The sequence below is a fragment of the Shewanella sp. 10N.286.51.B8 genome (assembly GCF_041469325.1).
Classification (GTDB): Bacteria; Pseudomonadota; Gammaproteobacteria; order Enterobacterales; family Shewanellaceae; genus Shewanella.
In genome coordinates, this window is the sequence record NZ_JBFRKG010000004.1 from 27,391 (window position 1) to 43,640 (window position 16,250).

The 16,250-nt window shown below is 42.2% G+C and carries 17 protein-coding genes; 5 read left to right on the plus strand and 12 right to left on the minus strand.

Features of this window, described 5'->3' with window-relative positions:
- Window positions 1-47: 47 nt before the first annotated feature.
- Entirely contained in the window at window positions 48-683 is a 636-nt protein-coding gene (crp, locus tag AB4160_RS01430) for a cAMP-activated global transcriptional regulator CRP (RefSeq protein WP_076538973.1), read from the minus strand.
- A gap of 375 nt (window positions 684-1,058) precedes the next feature.
- Here crp and AB4160_RS01435 point away from each other — a divergent pair, with 375 nt between their 5' ends.
- Window positions 1,059-1,850, plus strand: a complete 792-nt coding sequence (locus AB4160_RS01435) for a tetratricopeptide repeat protein (RefSeq protein ID WP_102439961.1) — start codon at window positions 1,059-1,061, stop codon at window positions 1,848-1,850.
- A 134-nt stretch (window positions 1,851-1,984) separates the two neighbouring features.
- Window positions 1,985-2,416: a hypothetical protein gene (locus AB4160_RS01440; RefSeq protein ID WP_102475916.1), complete on the plus strand. Its 432-nt coding sequence runs from the start codon at window positions 1,985-1,987 to the stop codon at window positions 2,414-2,416.
- Between the two features lie 275 nt (window positions 2,417-2,691).
- Here AB4160_RS01440 and AB4160_RS01445 read toward each other — a convergent pair whose 3' ends face one another.
- The 3 genes from AB4160_RS01445 to AB4160_RS01455 form a co-directional block, all read right to left on the minus strand.
- Window positions 2,692-3,600 carry a phosphoribulokinase gene (locus AB4160_RS01445; RefSeq protein WP_372003352.1) on the minus strand — a complete coding sequence of 303 codons (909 nt, stop codon included), beginning with the start codon at window positions 3,598-3,600 and terminating at the stop codon, window positions 2,692-2,694.
- A gap of 148 nt (window positions 3,601-3,748) precedes the next feature.
- Complete coding sequence (locus tag AB4160_RS01450) at window positions 3,749-4,015, minus strand: YheU family protein (protein WP_102439914.1); 267 nt, start codon at window positions 4,013-4,015, stop codon at window positions 3,749-3,751.
- Between the two features lie 2 nt (window positions 4,016-4,017).
- Window positions 4,018-4,980: a hydrolase gene (locus tag AB4160_RS01455; RefSeq protein WP_102439913.1), complete on the minus strand. Its 963-nt coding sequence runs from the start codon at window positions 4,978-4,980 to the stop codon at window positions 4,018-4,020.
- Window positions 4,981-5,078: 98 nt separating this feature from the next.
- Here AB4160_RS01455 and AB4160_RS01460 point away from each other — a divergent pair, with 98 nt between their 5' ends.
- Both AB4160_RS01460 and AB4160_RS01465 read left to right on the plus strand, forming a co-directional pair.
- The gene (locus AB4160_RS01460) at window positions 5,079-5,579 is read left to right on the plus strand and encodes a TAT leader-containing periplasmic protein (protein WP_102439912.1); all 501 of its coding nucleotides are present in this window, start codon (window positions 5,079-5,081) and stop codon (window positions 5,577-5,579) included.
- Window positions 5,580-5,614: 35 nt separating this feature from the next.
- A complete protein-coding gene (locus AB4160_RS01465; RefSeq protein WP_372003355.1) occupies window positions 5,615-7,210 on the plus strand; it encodes a GMC family oxidoreductase N-terminal domain-containing protein in 1,596 nt (531 codons plus the stop codon).
- A gap of 31 nt (window positions 7,211-7,241) precedes the next feature.
- Here AB4160_RS01465 and AB4160_RS01470 read toward each other — a convergent pair whose 3' ends face one another.
- Together AB4160_RS01470 and AB4160_RS01475 are read right to left on the minus strand one after the other, a co-directional pair.
- Window positions 7,242-7,691: a TIGR02444 family protein gene (locus AB4160_RS01470; protein ID WP_241901101.1), complete on the minus strand. Its 450-nt coding sequence runs from the start codon at window positions 7,689-7,691 to the stop codon at window positions 7,242-7,244.
- A 31-nt stretch (window positions 7,692-7,722) separates the two neighbouring features.
- Window positions 7,723-9,633, minus strand: coding sequence for an ABC transporter ATP-binding protein (locus tag AB4160_RS01475; RefSeq protein WP_102439909.1), 1,911 nt, complete (start codon window positions 9,631-9,633; stop codon window positions 7,723-7,725).
- 164 nt (window positions 9,634-9,797) lie between these two features.
- Between AB4160_RS01475 and AB4160_RS01480 the strand changes: the two genes are divergently transcribed.
- Entirely contained in the window at window positions 9,798-9,995 is a 198-nt protein-coding gene (locus tag AB4160_RS01480; RefSeq protein ID WP_198589351.1) for a YheV family putative zinc ribbon protein, read from the plus strand.
- A gap of 170 nt (window positions 9,996-10,165) precedes the next feature.
- Here the strand turns inward: AB4160_RS01480 and AB4160_RS01485 are convergent, their stop codons facing one another.
- The 6 genes from AB4160_RS01485 to gluQRS form a co-directional block, all read right to left on the minus strand.
- A complete protein-coding gene (locus AB4160_RS01485; protein WP_102439907.1) occupies window positions 10,166-10,702 on the minus strand; it encodes a DUF4124 domain-containing protein in 537 nt (178 codons plus the stop codon).
- A gap of 630 nt (window positions 10,703-11,332) precedes the next feature.
- Entirely contained in the window at window positions 11,333-12,178 is an 846-nt protein-coding gene (panC, locus tag AB4160_RS01490; protein WP_372003466.1) for a pantoate--beta-alanine ligase, read from the minus strand.
- A gap of 115 nt (window positions 12,179-12,293) precedes the next feature.
- Window positions 12,294-13,088 carry a 3-methyl-2-oxobutanoate hydroxymethyltransferase gene (gene panB / locus AB4160_RS01495; RefSeq protein ID WP_102435750.1) on the minus strand — a complete coding sequence of 265 codons (795 nt, stop codon included), beginning with the start codon at window positions 13,086-13,088 and terminating at the stop codon, window positions 12,294-12,296.
- A gap of 66 nt (window positions 13,089-13,154) precedes the next feature.
- Window positions 13,155-13,685, minus strand: coding sequence for a 2-amino-4-hydroxy-6-hydroxymethyldihydropteridine diphosphokinase (gene folK / locus AB4160_RS01500; RefSeq protein WP_102435714.1), 531 nt, complete (start codon window positions 13,683-13,685; stop codon window positions 13,155-13,157).
- Between the two features lie 2 nt (window positions 13,686-13,687).
- On the minus strand, window positions 13,688-15,025 hold the full coding sequence (locus tag AB4160_RS01505) for a polynucleotide adenylyltransferase PcnB (RefSeq protein WP_241901108.1): 1,338 nt from the start codon (window positions 15,023-15,025) through the stop codon (window positions 13,688-13,690).
- 167 nt (window positions 15,026-15,192) lie between these two features.
- Complete coding sequence (gene gluQRS / locus AB4160_RS01510) at window positions 15,193-16,071, minus strand: tRNA glutamyl-Q(34) synthetase GluQRS (RefSeq protein ID WP_372003360.1); 879 nt, start codon at window positions 16,069-16,071, stop codon at window positions 15,193-15,195.
- Window positions 16,072-16,250 lie beyond the last annotated feature (179 nt).

The window sequence follows — 16,250 nt, forward strand, 5'->3', positions numbered from 1 at the left end:
TAATTATCACTTTAATTAATCACCCTTAAATCAAGCTGAAGCTTAACTTAACGAGTGCCATATACCACAATAGTTTTACCGTGAGCTTGAATAAGATTTTGTTCTTCAAGCATTTTTAATATACGGCCAACAGTCTCACGTGAACAACCTACAATTTGACCAATCTCTTGACGAGTGATCTTAATTTGCATGCCATCAGGGTGAGTCATTGCATCTGGTTGCTTAGCAAGGTGTAATAATGTTTGTGCGATGCGTCCAGCAACGTCTAAGAAAGCTAAATCGCCGACTTTTTGGCTAGTGCTGTGCAAACGGTAAGCCATTTGCGCAGTTAACTTCATTAGAATTTCAGGATTAACCTGAATCAGTTGCTTGAATTTCTTGTAAGAAATTTCTGCGATTTCACAAGGTTGTTTGGCACGAACCCAAGCTGTACGTTCAGCTTGTTCTTCGAATAAACCAAGTTCACCAATAAAGTCACCTTGATTAAGGTATGAAAGGATCATTTCTTTCCCTTCTTCATCTTTAATCAATACAGCGACTGAACCTTTAACGATGTAATACAAGGTATCAGACTCTTCACCTGCGTGTATCAAGGTGCTTTTCGCTGGGTATTTATGGATGTGACAGTGTGAAAGAAACCATTCCAAAGTTGGATCAGGTTTAGGCTTGCCAATCAGAGCCATGTGTATTTCCTCGATTGATAAAATGAAAGTAAGGACTATCTAATAAAGTAATTGTACTTGAGTTAATCGTGTAAAACTTTGATGAAGATCGAGTTTAACATTATGAAAAAACAGTCAAGTACGGTATTAAGTTATTAAATTAGAAATTTATTTTTGCAGCTGCACGCCACATTATTATCTAATTTAGCCTTATCTGTTTTAATTGGCAAGTTGATGTTTCTTTAAAAGCATTGTTTTATCAGATTTTTATCAAGCTTTAGATTGAAGATGAACGATTTATTATGATTAATAGGGATTGGTTTATTGTAAAAATCCCCATTGGTGGTTATTGTTAATTTGATTATCAAAGTTGAATCGCTGCAGTACGAGGTTAGTTTGAAATATTCGCAGAAATTATTAAGTGTTGGCTTAGCCTGCTCATTAGGTTTATTGACGAGTGTCAGTGCGCCAGTCAGTGCCTTTTCAATTCCTCAATCGAAAGCATCTCAAGCGGCTAGTAAATTAGTTCATATCCAATTGCGGGCGGCGGAAGGCAATGCCGACGCACAATTTTTATTAGGGCTAATGAGTTTAGCGGGGCGATTTGTCGACCAAGATATTGATCAAGGCATTTATTGGGTCGAGCAAGCGGCGCTACAAGATCATATTAAAGCGCAGCAAACTTTGGCAGATTTAACCTTTGAAGGAAAGTTATTACCGCGGGATTTAGCGGTAGCAGAAAAATGGTACCAGTCTTTAGCTAAGCATGGCGATCCACGAGCTCACTTTCGATTAGGCTTTATTTACTCTGCTGGTGGCGATGGTGTAACCCGCAGTTGCGGCAAAGCTTTAGAGCAATTCACCCAAGCAGGTGACGAAATTGCGCTGGGGAATGTGGCGTGGATTTTAGCGACCTGCCCTGAAGAAGAGTATCGTAATGGGTCAAAAGCGGTGCAGCTTGCACTGCAATTGCTTGAAAGTAACGCTAACGATCCGACCAACTTAGATAACCTTGCTGCTGCTTATGCCGAAATGGGTGAGTTTGAACTGGCTGTTGATACCCAACAAAAAGCCATTGAAGCATTAAAGCAAAACCCAGAAGTTGCCCAGAGCGATGAATTTATCATGCGACTTGAACAGTATCAGCAAGGCAGGGCTTATCGTGAAATCATTCCATTAATGAATTAAGCAATGTTTTGTTTGAATTGAAACGGCCAACAAGGCCGTTTTTTTGTGGCTAAATTTTAGTGCGCGTGGACAAATCATAGCTATTATTAGCTGATGATTAGAGTCAGTTTATTCATCACGACTAGGCGATCACAATGAATGGAATTGTAGATAATAAATTAAAGCTCTATCAGCTTACGGTGATATTTAGCTTACTGTTTTCGCTAATGGGATTCTCATATAACGTCTGGCGTATGGAGATAACAGAGCATAATAGCAATGTTAGAACAGCAAGTTTTGAAATGCTGCTAGAGCTAGCGCAATTAGAGCAATTGGTCTATGCGGCGCATTACGATAATGATACTGAATTAGGTAACCCTAGGGTGGGATGGGTCAAAGTGGGCTTAATTGAAGATTTAAGTTCATTAACCAATGATCAAGTCAGGCTTAAAGCACAAAATTTAACCTTGGTTTGGTCAGAACAATGGCAACAGATGCTAGAGAGCGAAGCTGCAAGTATGGAGATTACCGCTAAAATTGATTTGGTTCGGGCTGAGATAAAACGCTTACTGGTCTCGTTAAATTAACGGTTTAACAGGGCGAGTTGAAATGGTTTTAGTCTTAATTGAACGCGGCTTATAAGGGCGCTTCAAAGAGCAAGTGACAGGAACAGCGAATAATAGAAGCAGGTTTGCTGATATGCCCAAGTGCGCTAACAGATAAATAAGGGGGAATTAACACCCAAGAGCACATCAACTATCGTTCTTTCGCCTGAAGTCCCGACAGCGAGAATGATAATGGTTTAGGCTTAAATTAAGCTTAACCTGCCAAGTTTACTTGTATTACTTGTATTAGTCGTTGCTTATTCTGCTGGGCTAGCATCATCGAGCTGTTGTACTTCATCGGCAGCTGCTTTTTTCTGCATAATATCTTTAATCAGTGGGGTTAATATTAACTCCATTGCTAATGACATCTTGCCACCAGGCACGACTAAAGTATTGATGCGTGACATAAACGAGCCGTCAATCATTCTTAAGTAATAAGGAAAATCAACATTGTCAATATCTCTAAAGCGGATCACCACAAAACTTTCGTCTAAGCTGGGGATGTCTTTAGCGCTAAATGGATTGGAGGTATCAACTGTAGGAACTCGTTGAAAGTTGATATGGGTGCGAGAAAATTGTGGCGTCATATGCTTAATATAATCATCCATACTGCGCACAATCGAGCCCATGACTTTTTCGCGGCTATGGCCTCTATCTGAGGTATCGCGAATGATTTTTTGAATCCATTCCAAATTGACAATGGGCACCATGCCAATCAATAAGTCCACATGCTTTGCAACGTCAGCATCTTCTGTGACCACGCCGCCATGTAAACCTTCATAATACAACACATCAGTTTTTTCAGGTAATGGGTGCCACTGAGTAAATGTGCCGGGCATTTGGTTAAATGGCACAGCTTCATCAAAGGTATGTAGGTAACTACGAGTTTGGCCTTGGCCTGTTTCAGCATAGCTTTGAAAGCATTCTTCAAGTTTGACAAAATTATTGGCTTCAGGGCCAAAGTAACTGAGGTTGTTATTTTCAGCCTGTGATTTGCGAATTAATACTTCCATCTCTGCGCGGGTGAAATTATGGAAACTATCCCCTTCCATAAACGCTGCATTAATGCCCAGCTGGCGGAAGATATGAGTAAATGCTGTGGTCGTTGTTGTTGTGCCTGCGCCAGATGAGCCAGTAACAGCAATAATGGGGTGTTTAATAGACATTTATCCTACCTAGATCAAACGTGAAGAAGTTAATTATGATGACAATTCAGTATTTTATAATCCGTTAGTCATTCACATTCACATGTTTCAACCTGAAGAAAAACAGACTCTATTTATACGGCTTGAAACGGGTTAGGTCAATCTTGCATTAAAAGAATGGCTCTTTGTCATCACTGTTTGGATGAATGATCTGCTGTTTTTGTCTAATGGCAATGGATTCATCTTCTTCGCTAAATTCAACGATGAGTTCGCCTTGTTTTAAAGCTTGTTTACATTGATTTATGGCATTTTGTAACTGAGCGTCATCGGTTTGGCCAAAAGAGCCATCTTCAATTTGGGTAAACAAGTACTCTTTAATTAAATTGTCTAATGTTGCTGGTGGCAGTTGTAGCAAGGCATCATAAGGAATAAGCATAATTAGCTCTTTAAAAAATGGATAATTCTTGATTCAAGGTAAAAACGTGGCTTCCAAGGAACGCCGCCGCTGATAAAGCCAACATGGCCGCCCTTAGGGTGTAACTCGTATTCCACATGTTCTGATAATTCTACTGCCGCAGGAATGACATCATCGGTCATGAAAGGATCGTCTTGAGCATGGATAACTAAGGTCGACTTGCTGACATTTTTTAAAAAAGGCTTACCACTGGCTCTTTGGTAGTAATCATTAACGTCAGCAAAACCGTGTAAAGGAGCCGTCACTTTATCATCGAATAAATAAAAGGTGCTTAATTGCTGAATTTGCGCTTCAGTGACGGGCATTTTCTCAACCAAATTGCTTTGCAGTACTTTGCTGTGCATTTTGGCTTGCAGTTGCTTTATTAAATGCTGCTGATAAACTTTTGAAAAGCCCTTTTCTAATTTTTTAGCACAGGCTGCGAGCCACAAAGGCGCTGAAACAATTATGGTTTTTTCTAGCAAGCTTTGCTCGCCTTGTTCACCTTGATATTTTGCCAGTACATTGCCGCCTAGGCTGTAGCCGACGGCATACAGTGGTGATTCTGGGTACTGCTGATGTAACTGAGTTAGGGTAAAGTGAATATCTTCGGTGTCGCCACTATGGTAACTTCTGGCTAACCGATTTGGCTCGCCTGAGCAACTACGGTGATGATGGACAACAGCGCATAAGCCATGGTTTTGGGCGGTTTGTAGCATACGCCTGACGTAGTGTGATTCACTACTGCCTTCAAGTCCATGGAGGATCACTAAAATTGGCTGGCCATTTTGCGGCTTGCCTAACCAATCCAAATCAATAAAATCACCGTCAGTCAGCTCTTGGCGCTGTCTGTGGGTGTCTGGTTTGGCCACCTTAAATAAAACAGGTAAAATCGTTTGAATATGAGGACTTACTGCCCACCATGGTGGAGTGAAAATCTTTTTCATAAGGGTATGTATAGTGCAATAGTTTGTGAATGTTCAAACGTATGTTTAAATGTTGTTAGCGACCACTTTATCACAGATGTTTGCAGCAAGGGATAACTATGAAACGAAGAACCTTTTTGGCTGGCGCCTTTACCGGTACCGCTGCGCTGGCCTTGGGTGTGAGTTTATACACCCCAGACATTACCGATCATCCTGATGAAAATCATCGTTTACTTTTTAATGTGCTAATCCCTATTTTTATGGATGGCACTTTGCCAGAAGTTGCTAATTATCGCGAAGCCTTTATTAATCGTACCATAGTCGCGATTAATCAAACCATCAGTGTGCTGCCTGATGATCAAAAAAGCGAGATTAATCAGCTATTAAATCTACTTGAGAGCCGGATGGGTTTATTGCTGCTAACGAGTAGCCTGACGCCATTGATGCTTCGCTCTGCTGATGAGTTAGTGTTGATGCTAGAAGAGTGGCGCCATCATTTTCTGCAAATGCTGCAAACTGCCTATCTTGGCTTACGGGAATTAGTGCTATCCAGTTATTATGCCTGCCCAGAGCATTGGGGACGGTTACATTACGCTAAACCCACTTTTTTGACCGCCTAATTTTCTTTGATGTAAACCGTGTTTAGGAGTGAGACGTGGCCGCTAATATTATTGACCCCATTACAGAAGGTTTAAAAGCCGGCTGGCAACATATTGATGCGAGTAAACTTGAAAACGATCAGAATTTTGAAGCAGACGTAGTGATTGTCGGCACGGGCGCGGGGGGCGGAACGGCAGCTGAAATCCTCACTCAAGCGGGTCTTAAGGTCATCATGGTTGAAGCTGGACCACTTAAATCGTCCAGTGATTTTAATATGGAAGAGCGCCGTGCTTACCCTGATCTATATCAGCAAGCAGCAGCGATGAAAACCGCTGACAAAGGTATTGGTATTTTTCAAGGTCGCAGTGTGGGCGGCTCAACGACGGTTAATTGGACCACCTCAATTCGTACACCTGAGCAAGCCTTAGCATTTTGGGCCCAAGAAAAGTCAGTTAAAGGCCTATCGTCAGAAAGCTTATTGCCATGGTTTGAAAAAATGGAAACGCGGCTAAATATCAGCGAGTGGCAATTTCAACCTAACCGTAATAATGCGGCCTTAAAAGAAGGCTGTGAAAAACTCGGTTGGGAATATACGGTGATCAAACGTAATGTTAAAGGTTGCTGGAATACAGGTTATTGCGGTATGGGGTGCCCGGTTAACGCTAAGCAGTCTATGCTGGTCACAACCATACCGAGTGCCTTAGAGCAAGGCGCTCAGTTAATATCAAACGCTAAAATTACTGATCTACAGCATAAAGCCGATAAAGTGACTGGTTTAACCGCCAGAGCGCCTCTTGCTTCAGGCCATGGCGCGACTCTGACTTTTAAGGCGAAGCACTATATTCTTAGTGCGGGTGCTCTTCATACGCCGACGATTTTAATGCGTGCTAATACCCCAGATCCTTATCAGCTTTTAGGTAAAACTTTTCTTCATCCTACTTTGTTATCAGGCAGCATTTTTGATAAGCAAATTGATGGCCATAGCGGCGCGCCGCAATCGATATATTCCGATGAATTTGTATGGCGTGATGGCGCTGCTGGAGAGCTGGGTTATAAATTAGAAGTGCCCCCGATCCATCCAGTATTAATCGCATCAAAAACCATTGGTTATGGTCGTAGTCATGCCGAGTTAATGACCCAGTTTAACAATTTACAGGTGATGATTGCCTTAGTGCGTGATGGCTATTCGGCTCAGTCTCCAGGTGGGCAAGTACGCTTAACTGATACCGGCTTTGCGTTAGATTATCCGCTACAAAAACCTTTTTGGGATGCGGCGAGAAGGGCGTTTGCCACTATGGCAGAGCTGCAATTTGCTGCAGGTGCTAATGCCGTGTTGCCCATTAATGATGGTGTTGGCAAGCAGCTTAACTGGCAACAAGCCAAGCAAACCATTGCCACTATGGATATTGGTTTATTAAAAACCATTGTAGCCTCTGCCCATGTAATGGGCGGTTGCGCTATGGGAGAAGATAAAACCCTATCGATGGTCAATAGTGAGGGGAGCTCCCATTATTTTGAAAACTTGTCAGTTATGGATGGCTCCATGTTTCCAACTAGTTTAGGTGCTAATCCGCAGCTATCGATTTACGCGATTGTGACCCGAAATGCGACCTTATTGGCAGAGCGTTTAAAGCCGTCAGTTAAGGTTTAATGCTATGTGATTTTGTTAGTCTGCAGCGGTATTAAATTGCGTGTAAATTTTTAAAATCATCATGGTTAATCCCGAATAATGATAAGTAGTTATCGGTATTTTCATTTGCGCAATGCTGATTCGCTTTAATCTCTGGGGTAACAGTGTTGAGTTTTGTTAGTAGCATTTGCTGGGATTTACGTTCCAGCATTAACTCAATGTCGAGCATCTGCTGATATTCATTAGCTTTAATATGCTCTTTCGCTAAACGGCGCAAGGTGCGATAAGGGTTAACGACCTTGGTGTCCCAATCGTTTATGGTAGCCGCTAACGCTTGCCATTGGACTAAGGGCAGTAGATAGCCTTTTTTATCAAGGTATTGCGCCAGTAGCAGCATGTTAACATTCACTTGGTAAGCATCCTGAAGGCTGATGTAGCGCTTAGGTTCAATAGCGTATTGGCTTTCACATTCTCGCCATAGTAATGAATTAAACTGCTGCACTGATCCTATCCCTTGTTATCTGCATTATGAATTAACCGATACCAAACTCTTGTTCGATGATTTCAATTTCTTCTTGTAGCTCAAACCAGTTCATTTCACTTTCGTCCATTGATTGGGTGAGCGTGGTTCTTTCATTGAGTACTTTGGTCATTTTAGCTTTATTTTCAGCTTCATAAAGTGAACCATCAGCTAACTCTATTTCTAATTCTGCTAATCTGGCAGTGATTTTTTGTTGCTCAGTTTCTAACTTTATTTGTTTTTTACGCAGTGGCGATACTTTTTGTCTTAGCTCTGCTTCAATGCGTTTTTGCTGCTTTTTATCAATACTTGGAGTTGCCGAGCTATCTTTGCTGCTATTGGACTGAGCCGCTTTAGCCGCATCTAATAACCATTGATGATAGTCATCTAAATCACCTTGGAATGGTTTAACAGCGCCTTGGTCTACTAAGTAGTAATCGCTACAGCTTAAACGTAAAAGATGTCGATCATGTGACACAATCACCATCGCACCTTCAAATGTTTGCAGCGCCATGGTCAATGCGTGACGCATTTCTAAATCCAAGTGGTTGGTGGGCTCATCGAGTAACAGTACGTTAGGACGCTGCCAAACTAATAGCGCCAACACTAAGCGCGCTTTTTCGCCACCAGAGAACGGTCTAACGGGGGCAAGTGCCATATCGCCATTAAAACCAAAACCGCCGAGAAAGTTTCTAAGTTCTAGCTCTTTTGCGTTAGGCGCTAATCGCACCATGTGCTGTAACGGGGTATCATCAAGACTTAAAAATTCAATTTGATGCTGAGCAAAATAACCAATATTCATTCCTGGATTAGGTTGGTATCTACCCGTTTTGGGTTGTAATTGACCCGATAGCAACTTAATTAAGGTTGATTTACCCGCGCCATTTCGGCCCAGCAAGCCAATACGTGCACCTGGTACTAAGTTAAGCTCCACTTCGCTAAGGATGGTTTTATCATCATAGCCAATAGAGACTTTCTCCATAGTCACTAATGGGTTAGGCAAGGCTTCAGGCTCACGAAATGCCATGTGAAATGGACTGTCTGCATGGGATGGCAGTAAGTTAGCCATTTTCTCCAGCGCTTTTAAGCGGCTTTGGGCTTGTTTAGCTTTACTGGCTTTGTAGCGGAAGCGGTCAACAAAGCTCTGCATATGTGCCCGTTCTTTTTGTTGACGCTCATAGGCCACTTGCTGCTGCGCCATACGTTCGGCGCGGATCCGCTCAAAGGAGCTGTAGTTGCCTTTGTAGTAATTAAGCTTAGTATGTTCAACGTGAACAATTTCATCCACGATACCATCAATAAAATCGCGGTCATGGCTGATTAAGATCAGGGTACCTTGATAGGCCTTAATCCAGCCTTCTAGCCAGTACATGGTGTCTAAATCTAAATGGTTGGTGGGCTCATCCAGCAGCAGTAAGTCTGAGCGGCACAACAGTGCTTGAGCAAGGTTGAGTCGCATTCGCCAACCACCTGAAAAGCTCTTTACAGGATTGCTTTGCTCCGCTTCGCTAAAGCCTAGGCCTGCCAACAATGAGCCGGCGCGAGATTTAATCGCATAGCCGCCAATCGCATCAATTTTACCGTGGATGAGGGCAATTTTATGGCCGTCATCTTCATCTTGAGCTTTGTTTAATTGAACTTCAAGCTCTCGAAATTCACTATCACCATCAAGCACATATTCCAGTGCAGACACCTCTAGCGCAGGCGTTTCTTGGGCTACAGTGGCTATTTGCCAACCAGCAGGAAGGCTAAACTCACCCTTATCAAGTTGTAACTGTCCCAAAATCAACGCTAACAGGGTTGATTTTCCGGTTCCATTGGCCCCGACCAGTCCCACTTTATGGCCCGGGTAAACGGTAAGGTTGGCATCATCGAGTAAGGTTTTAGTTCCGCGAATGAGCTGAGCTTGGCTGATGTTGATCATGAATAGCAACTTGATTGGAGTGAATACGTAAAGTGCAGTGATAATAACGTATCCCAATGCTGAATGACATTTTATTTCTGTGAAATAGTGAGACGCTTTGGCTGAAATCATGGCAAAATAGCGTCACAGGAATTGCACAATTACATTAGAAAAATAACAACATTATGCCAAAAATTAAAAAGCGCTTCGTTGCAGGAGCAAAATGTCCTAAATGTCACGCCCAAGACAGTATCGTATTATTCAAAGAAAATGGTATTGAAACTGTGGAATGTACTGATTGTGATTACCGAGAGCAACAAACGGAAGCTAAAGTGGCTGAAAAAGCCAATGGCAATATGATCGGAGTATTTAAGCCTGATTAGCGGCTGGAGTAACTGGCTTTGCTTCTCAAGAATATTGAGTTTGGCCTAGTGTTTAAGTTGATACTGGCTGTTTAAGTTGATACTGGCTGTTTAAGTTGAGGCTAGCTGGTGAGGTCGATAATCAGTACTTAGCTAAAATGAAAGCGACTAAAAATCACTTTTAGTCGCGGCTAGCCTTCTTTTTGTGTCAGTGATGTTGGCGCATCACTTTCTTCGATGATTTTCTTTTTATGATCAGTTAATACGATGATAACTTGACGATTATTGCTCATAAGCTCGTCAAAGCGTGAATTGATTTCTTTCAAATCTTTAATGTAATCAGGGTCATCTTTTTCTTTTTTATGCCAATAGCGATTACGATCAAGTTTTTGGATTTCACTGGCGCGCAGAATTTCGAAGTAGCTGTTTTCTTGCTTCAATCGATACACTTCACTATCAAGCAGCTGAATTAACTTCTCTTTTGAAATGGTTTTTTTCTTCAGTAGGGCTTTGAGCGGGTCTTCTTTAAGGACAACTTTATCAGAGTCGATTTCGGTAGTGATCCCTAATTGAAATTCGATTTTGTGCTGACGATACTCTTTCGGGCAGACAGTTTGACTAAAGACGACGCGTTCATCTTTCATACACTTATAAATGCCATTGGCTGATGCGATAGGGCTTGCAATCAACGCTAGCAAAATGAATGTTTGTAATAGTCTACTTGGCATGCGGCCACAGATCCTTTTGTCTAACCGATATCGTATCAACTTAGGTGTTGGGTTTATATCAGAAGGTTACCGCTTGGAGGCTCAATATCCATTGAGTTCCGCTGATTGTTAATTATTATAGTCGGTTATTGCTGTAATGCTTTAGCATACTTTTTAACTATGGCTTAATTTTGGTGAGAATGCCAGTTTTTTGACGCTGGTTTTATAATGTAATAGTAAAAAATCACTATAAATTTGTAATACTTAGTGGACAGTGGGTTAAGTCTTACACTGTCAATGGCGAATGGCTTAACGACTAAAAGTAAGGTTATTGATTCGGTGAGGTTTTCGCCAAAATTCAGTAATAAGTATTACAAAGTGATGATATGTTTCTGATTTAGCAATTACGATCGTAAGGCTTAGTGAATCCTCTTCTAAGTATTACTATCGAACAAGCCAACTAGCGAATGACTTAACGGCTAAAACTCAGGTTGTCGATTAGGCGAATATTGGCTAAAAAGGGCAGTAAAGCGAATTTCAAAATAACTATCTATTTGGATTAAAAATCATAATCATAATCAGAGTCAGCAATTAGACTAGTAAGACTTAGTGAATTCTCTTCTAAGTCTTACTAACGAACAAGCCAATGGTTTAACGACTAAAAGTTAGATTGTCGATTAGGCGAGTATTGCCCAGATAGGCCGCGACAAGTATAACAAAATGGTTATCTTCAGCTGTCACTGGGGCTAAAGTCGCTGCGTTTCTTACCGCTAAAAAGTCCATTTTAAAACCTGCATCAATGAGCTGTTGTTTAGCTACTTCAATGGCTAGCTCAATGGTTTCTCCAGCGGTCACTTGAGCGGCAACATAATCCATTACCTTCTTTATGCTTGTGGCTTGGATTTTTTGCTGGGCAGATAAATAGCCATTTCTAGAGCTCATAGCGAGCCCTGATGCTTCTCGAACAGTGTCGATGCCGATGATGTCGATAGGCAGAGATAAGTCTTCAACCATGGCGGTGATGACCATCAACTGTTGATAATCTTTACGACCAAATAGGGCGATATCCGCTTGAACAATATTAAATAGTTTACAAACTATGGTTGCCACACCGCGGAAGTGTCCGGGACGACTGGCGCCGCAAAACTCTTCGCCTATTTTAGGTACTTCAACAAAGGTCTGATTCTCTAAGCCTTTAGGGTAAATAATCTCTGGTGTCGGTGTGAATAGTAGCTCTGCACCCGCATTAATCAGTGCATTCTGATCATCTGCTAGGGTGCGCGGGTAAGCTGCTAAATCTTCATGTTGTCCAAACTGCATTGGATTAACAAAAATAGACACCACCACATGATCGGCTCTTTTAAGCGCTTCAGTAACTAATCTAATGTGACCTTGGTGTAAATTGCCCATGGTTGGCACAAACGCAACGGTTTCACTTTGCATATGCCATTGCTTTACTTGCTTTCTAATCTCAGCAATATTCGCGGTGGTGATCATCATTTTTACCTAAACTATTTATCCAAAATATCTATCGATTTAATTAATTGGTTCATTATTAATTAATTGGTTCACTATTAATTAATTGGTTCACTATTAATTAATTGGTTCACTATTAATTAAATGAGTGTTCATCAGCAGGGAAACTGCCATTGGCAACTTCTTCGATATAGGCTCTTATTGCCGCGCGTATTTCGCCAGTTTGCTTGAGGTAGTTTTTAGAAAACTTTGGAATGTAACCACTGGAGATCCCCAGTACATCATGCATGACCAAAATTTGGCCATCAGTATCAGGACCTGCACCAATACCAATTACCGGTATGGTAAGCGCTTCAGAGATTTTTTTCGCGAGTGCAGTTGGAATGCATTCAACTACTAATAATTGCGCGCCAGCGGCTTCTAAAGCTTTGGCATCATCAATCATACGTTGGGCTTTATCTTCTTCTCGGCCCTGAATTTTAAAGCCACCAAATACGTGTACTGATTGCGGAGTTAACCCAAGGTGAGCACAGACAGGAATACCGCGTTCAGTGAGCATTTTAACGCTTTCAAGTAGCCATTCACCACCTTCCATTTTTACCATGGTTGCACCTGCTTGCATTAGGGTGCTGGCATTGCGCATGGTTTGTTCCGGTGTGGCGTAACTCATAAAAGGCATATCTGCGATAAGTAGGGCGCGTTTACAACCGCGGCTGACGCTGGCGGTGTGATAAGCAATGTCATCAACGGTCACAGGTAAGGTGTCATTGTGGCCTTGGAGCACCATGCCTAAGGAGTCGCCAACAAGAAGCACATCGACACCTTCGCTATCAAATGCGCCGGCAAAGCTGGCATCATAAGCGGTAAGGGCGGTAAATTTTTTACCTTCTTGTTTGAATTTTATCAGGGTTGAGCTAGTGACTTTTGACATAATAAACTCTGCAAAGAAATCATATTCAAATAATGGAAATACACTCTGAGCTACCATTACAATGGGTTAAATTTGAATTAACTCAGCTCGCATTTCAGTGGTAATAAGGTGTTGTAATTTAGTGTTACATGGTAGCACTAAATCGGCAGCAATATCTGCCAGTGGTATTAGCACAAAACTGCGTTGTTTCATGCCGTAATGGGGGACTGTTAATCTCGGTAAATCAACCATTAGCTCGCCATATAATAAAATATCGAGATCTAATGTTCTTGGTCCCCAGCGCAAATCTCTCACTCTACCTTGCTCATTCTCAATGGCCTGAAGGGCATCAAGTAAATCGATAGGGCTAAGAGTGGTGCTAAAGCTAACTACGGCATTGACATAGTCAGGTTGCTTTACATCGCCCATTGGTCGTGAGCGATAATAATGAGAGACCTTTATATGATGATCTTGCCCTAAGCTTTTTATTGCAGTAACTGCATTATCTAATTGCTGCTCTGGGTTTTCAAGGTTAGCGCCAAGGGCAACAAATACCCTTGTTGCCTTTTCAGCGGCTTTGGTCGCCCTAGTGTGAACCTTAAGTGGTTTATGACTCATTGTTATTCTTGAGTATTAGCAGGCTTTGGAGCTGGCTTAGGCTTATTAGGGCGTCTACGTTTACGCTGCTGGGCGTTACGATTTCTGCTTGGGCCATTCTTGTTACCGCTTTTGGCGATATCAGTACGTTGTTGCTCATCGGCTTCAACAAATGACTGCCACCAATTGGCAATTTTACCAATATTGCCCGCTTCGGCTTCGCCGCGCAGTAATAATAAATCATAAGCAGCGCGGAATTTAGGGTGCTCTAATAATTTGAAGGCACGGGTGCCTTGGCTACGTTCTAGACGCAATTGTAGCTGCCAAATATCTTTTGCTGGAGTACTGAAGCGGCGTGGAATGCTAATGGTGCGACATTGCTGCTCCATCACATCACCCATAGCGGCAACATGAGCATCGTAATGACTTAAGCCACTTTCTAAGGCAATATCATCAGCACGTTGCTTGAGTGGATACCACAATAATGCCGCATAAAAGAAGGCGGGCGTTACCGGTTTATCTTGGCTGACGCGTAAGTCGGTACTGGCCATGACTGCCGTTAGCATTTTAGCGGTATTGCCACTGGGTTGCTCTTTGATTAACGCAGCAATTTGCGGAAATAGCGGCGCAAATAAACCAAAATCTTGCATCATGTTGTAGTTAGCTTCTGCTTTGCCAGCAAAAAATAACTTTAGCACTTCTTCGTACATACGCGCTGCAGGGATATCTTTTAATAATGGCGCTAATTCTTTTATTGGCGCAGCCGTTACCGGCTCAATGGTCATATCCAGTTTGGTAGCAAAGCGCACCGCACGTAACATCCGCACCGGATCTTCACGGTAACGAGTTTCAGGATCGCCAATCAGCTTGATGACTCTAGCATCGATATCATGAATACCACCGCCGTAGCTGTGGATAGAGTAGTCGCTAATGTCGTAATACAGGGCGTTAATAGTAAAGTCGCGACGTTCAGCGTCTTCATCTATTTCACCGTAGACATTGTCACGAAGTAGACGACCTTCAGCATTGGATTTGGAAATTTTGTCATCATTTTCATTGTGATGACCACGGAAGGTGGCGACTTCGATAACATCACGGCCAAAAACAATGTGTGCCAATCTAAATCTGCGGCCCACTAAGCGTGAGTTTCTAAAGAGCTTTTTAATTTCTTCAGGGGTCGCATTGGTGACCACATCAAAATCTTTCGGCTCCATACCTAATAGAATGTCACGAACACCACCGCCAACTAGGTAAGCTTTATAGCCAGATTTACTGAGTCTATAGAGTACTTTTAACGCATTTTCACTTATTTGGCGTCGAGAAATAGTATGGGCATCTCTGGTGACAATGTCCAAACGCAGGCCGTCATCTTGGCTTTGTGGCTCAATGACAGGAGTGGTTTTATTGTCTTCAAACAGCTGTTTGCAGAATTGACTTATACGGCGAAAAATAATACACCTCGAACGACATTATTAAATGGTTAAAAATCTGGCGGCTATGATATACCAAATGTTACTGAATGAGTATATCACTGCTCAATCAGAATCTCAGATAGTTGTGGAATTTGGCTAATCGCAAATTGCTCTGCGGCCTGTTTTAGCATGACATCGACATCATCAATATCAACTTGTTGTTGCCCAAGAAAGCGCAATGCGGCATTGATGCTGGCTTGGGGACGTTTTCGATCAATGGCATTAGCATAATTTTGCTTTGATAATTTAAACCCTGGCTTGGTGCAGGCTAAAGGTAGATGCAGCCAATTGGGGGAGTTAAAGCCCAAAATATTATTCATGCTTATTTGGCGGCAGCTGGTTTCCAGTAGATCGCAGCCTCTGACTATTTCAGTGATCTGTTGAAAGGCATCATCTAACACCACAGCTAATTGATAGGCGTAAAGGCCATCACTGCGTTTGATGATAAAGTCTTCAGCCGCAAAGCTGTGCTTTACCGTGACACTTCCCATCACTAAATCAGTAAAATGTTCAACCTGGGCGCTATTTCTGATACGAACGGCGCCTTGGGTTAATCGAGGGCGTAGCTGACCACAGCGGCTGTCATAAACGCCGCCCATTTGTTGAATTTTTTTTCGAGTGCAATGGCAAAAATAGCTAAGATCTTCTTTTAAGAGCTGCTCAATATGCTGCTGATAGATATCAAGCCGATGGCTTTGAAATAGCTCAGTATCATCCCAATGCAGGCCATAAGCCTCTAAGGTGGTCAATATATCACTGCTTGCACCAGCCACTTCTCTTGGTGGATCTATATCTTCAATCCTGACGAGCCATTTACCCTGTTGCTGTTTTGCCCGCAGGTAACTGCCAAGGGCTGCAATAAGGGAGCCAAAATGTAACGGGCCAGATGGGGACGGAGCAAAGCGACCAATATAAGGGGATGAGTTCAGCGACATAGCTTTTGCCTCGATTTATTGGTGTCGACATAAAAGGTTACTGCTTTTATGCCATAGCCGATAAACAAGTTCTGTTAATCCTAAAAGTAAAAATCAAAAAATACAAAAGGCGAGAATAATCTCGCCTTTTGGTATCAATACTGCCCCGCCTCATAAATAGCAAGCTAGCAGTTTTGCTG

Excerpts from the sequence above, each read along its gene's own strand:
- crp (WP_076538973.1), bottom strand. The coding sequence starts at position 683 with ATGGCTCTGATTGGCAAGCCTAAACCTGATCCAACTTTGGAATGGTTT.
- AB4160_RS01475 (WP_102439909.1), bottom strand. The coding sequence starts at position 9,633 with ATGATCAACATCAGCCAAGCTCAGCTCATTCGCGGAACTAAAACCTTA.
- panB (WP_102435750.1), bottom strand. The coding sequence starts at position 13,088 with ATGTCAAAAGTCACTAGCTCAACCCTGATAAAATTCAAACAAGAAGGT.
- AB4160_RS01440 (WP_102475916.1), top strand. The coding sequence starts at position 1,985 with ATGAATGGAATTGTAGATAATAAATTAAAGCTCTATCAGCTTACGGTG.
- gluQRS (WP_372003360.1), bottom strand. The coding sequence starts at position 16,071 with ATGTCGCTGAACTCATCCCCTTATATTGGTCGCTTTGCTCCGTCCCCA.
- AB4160_RS01455 (WP_102439913.1), bottom strand. The coding sequence starts at position 4,980 with ATGAAAAAGATTTTCACTCCACCATGGTGGGCAGTAAGTCCTCATATT.
- AB4160_RS01445 (WP_372003352.1), bottom strand. The coding sequence starts at position 3,600 with ATGTCTATTAAACACCCCATTATTGCTGTTACTGGCTCATCTGGCGCA.
- folK (WP_102435714.1), bottom strand. The coding sequence starts at position 13,685 with ATGAGTCATAAACCACTTAAGGTTCACACTAGGGCGACCAAAGCCGCT.
- AB4160_RS01480 (WP_198589351.1), top strand. The coding sequence starts at position 9,798 with ATGCCAAAAATTAAAAAGCGCTTCGTTGCAGGAGCAAAATGTCCTAAA.
- AB4160_RS01460 (WP_102439912.1), top strand. The coding sequence starts at position 5,079 with ATGAAACGAAGAACCTTTTTGGCTGGCGCCTTTACCGGTACCGCTGCG.
- AB4160_RS01485 (WP_102439907.1), bottom strand. The coding sequence starts at position 10,702 with ATGCCAAGTAGACTATTACAAACATTCATTTTGCTAGCGTTGATTGCA.
- panC (WP_372003466.1), bottom strand. The coding sequence starts at position 12,178 with ATGATCACCACCGCGAATATTGCTGAGATTAGAAAGCAAGTAAAGCAA.
- AB4160_RS01450 (WP_102439914.1), bottom strand. The coding sequence starts at position 4,015 with ATGCTTATTCCTTATGATGCCTTGCTACAACTGCCACCAGCAACATTA.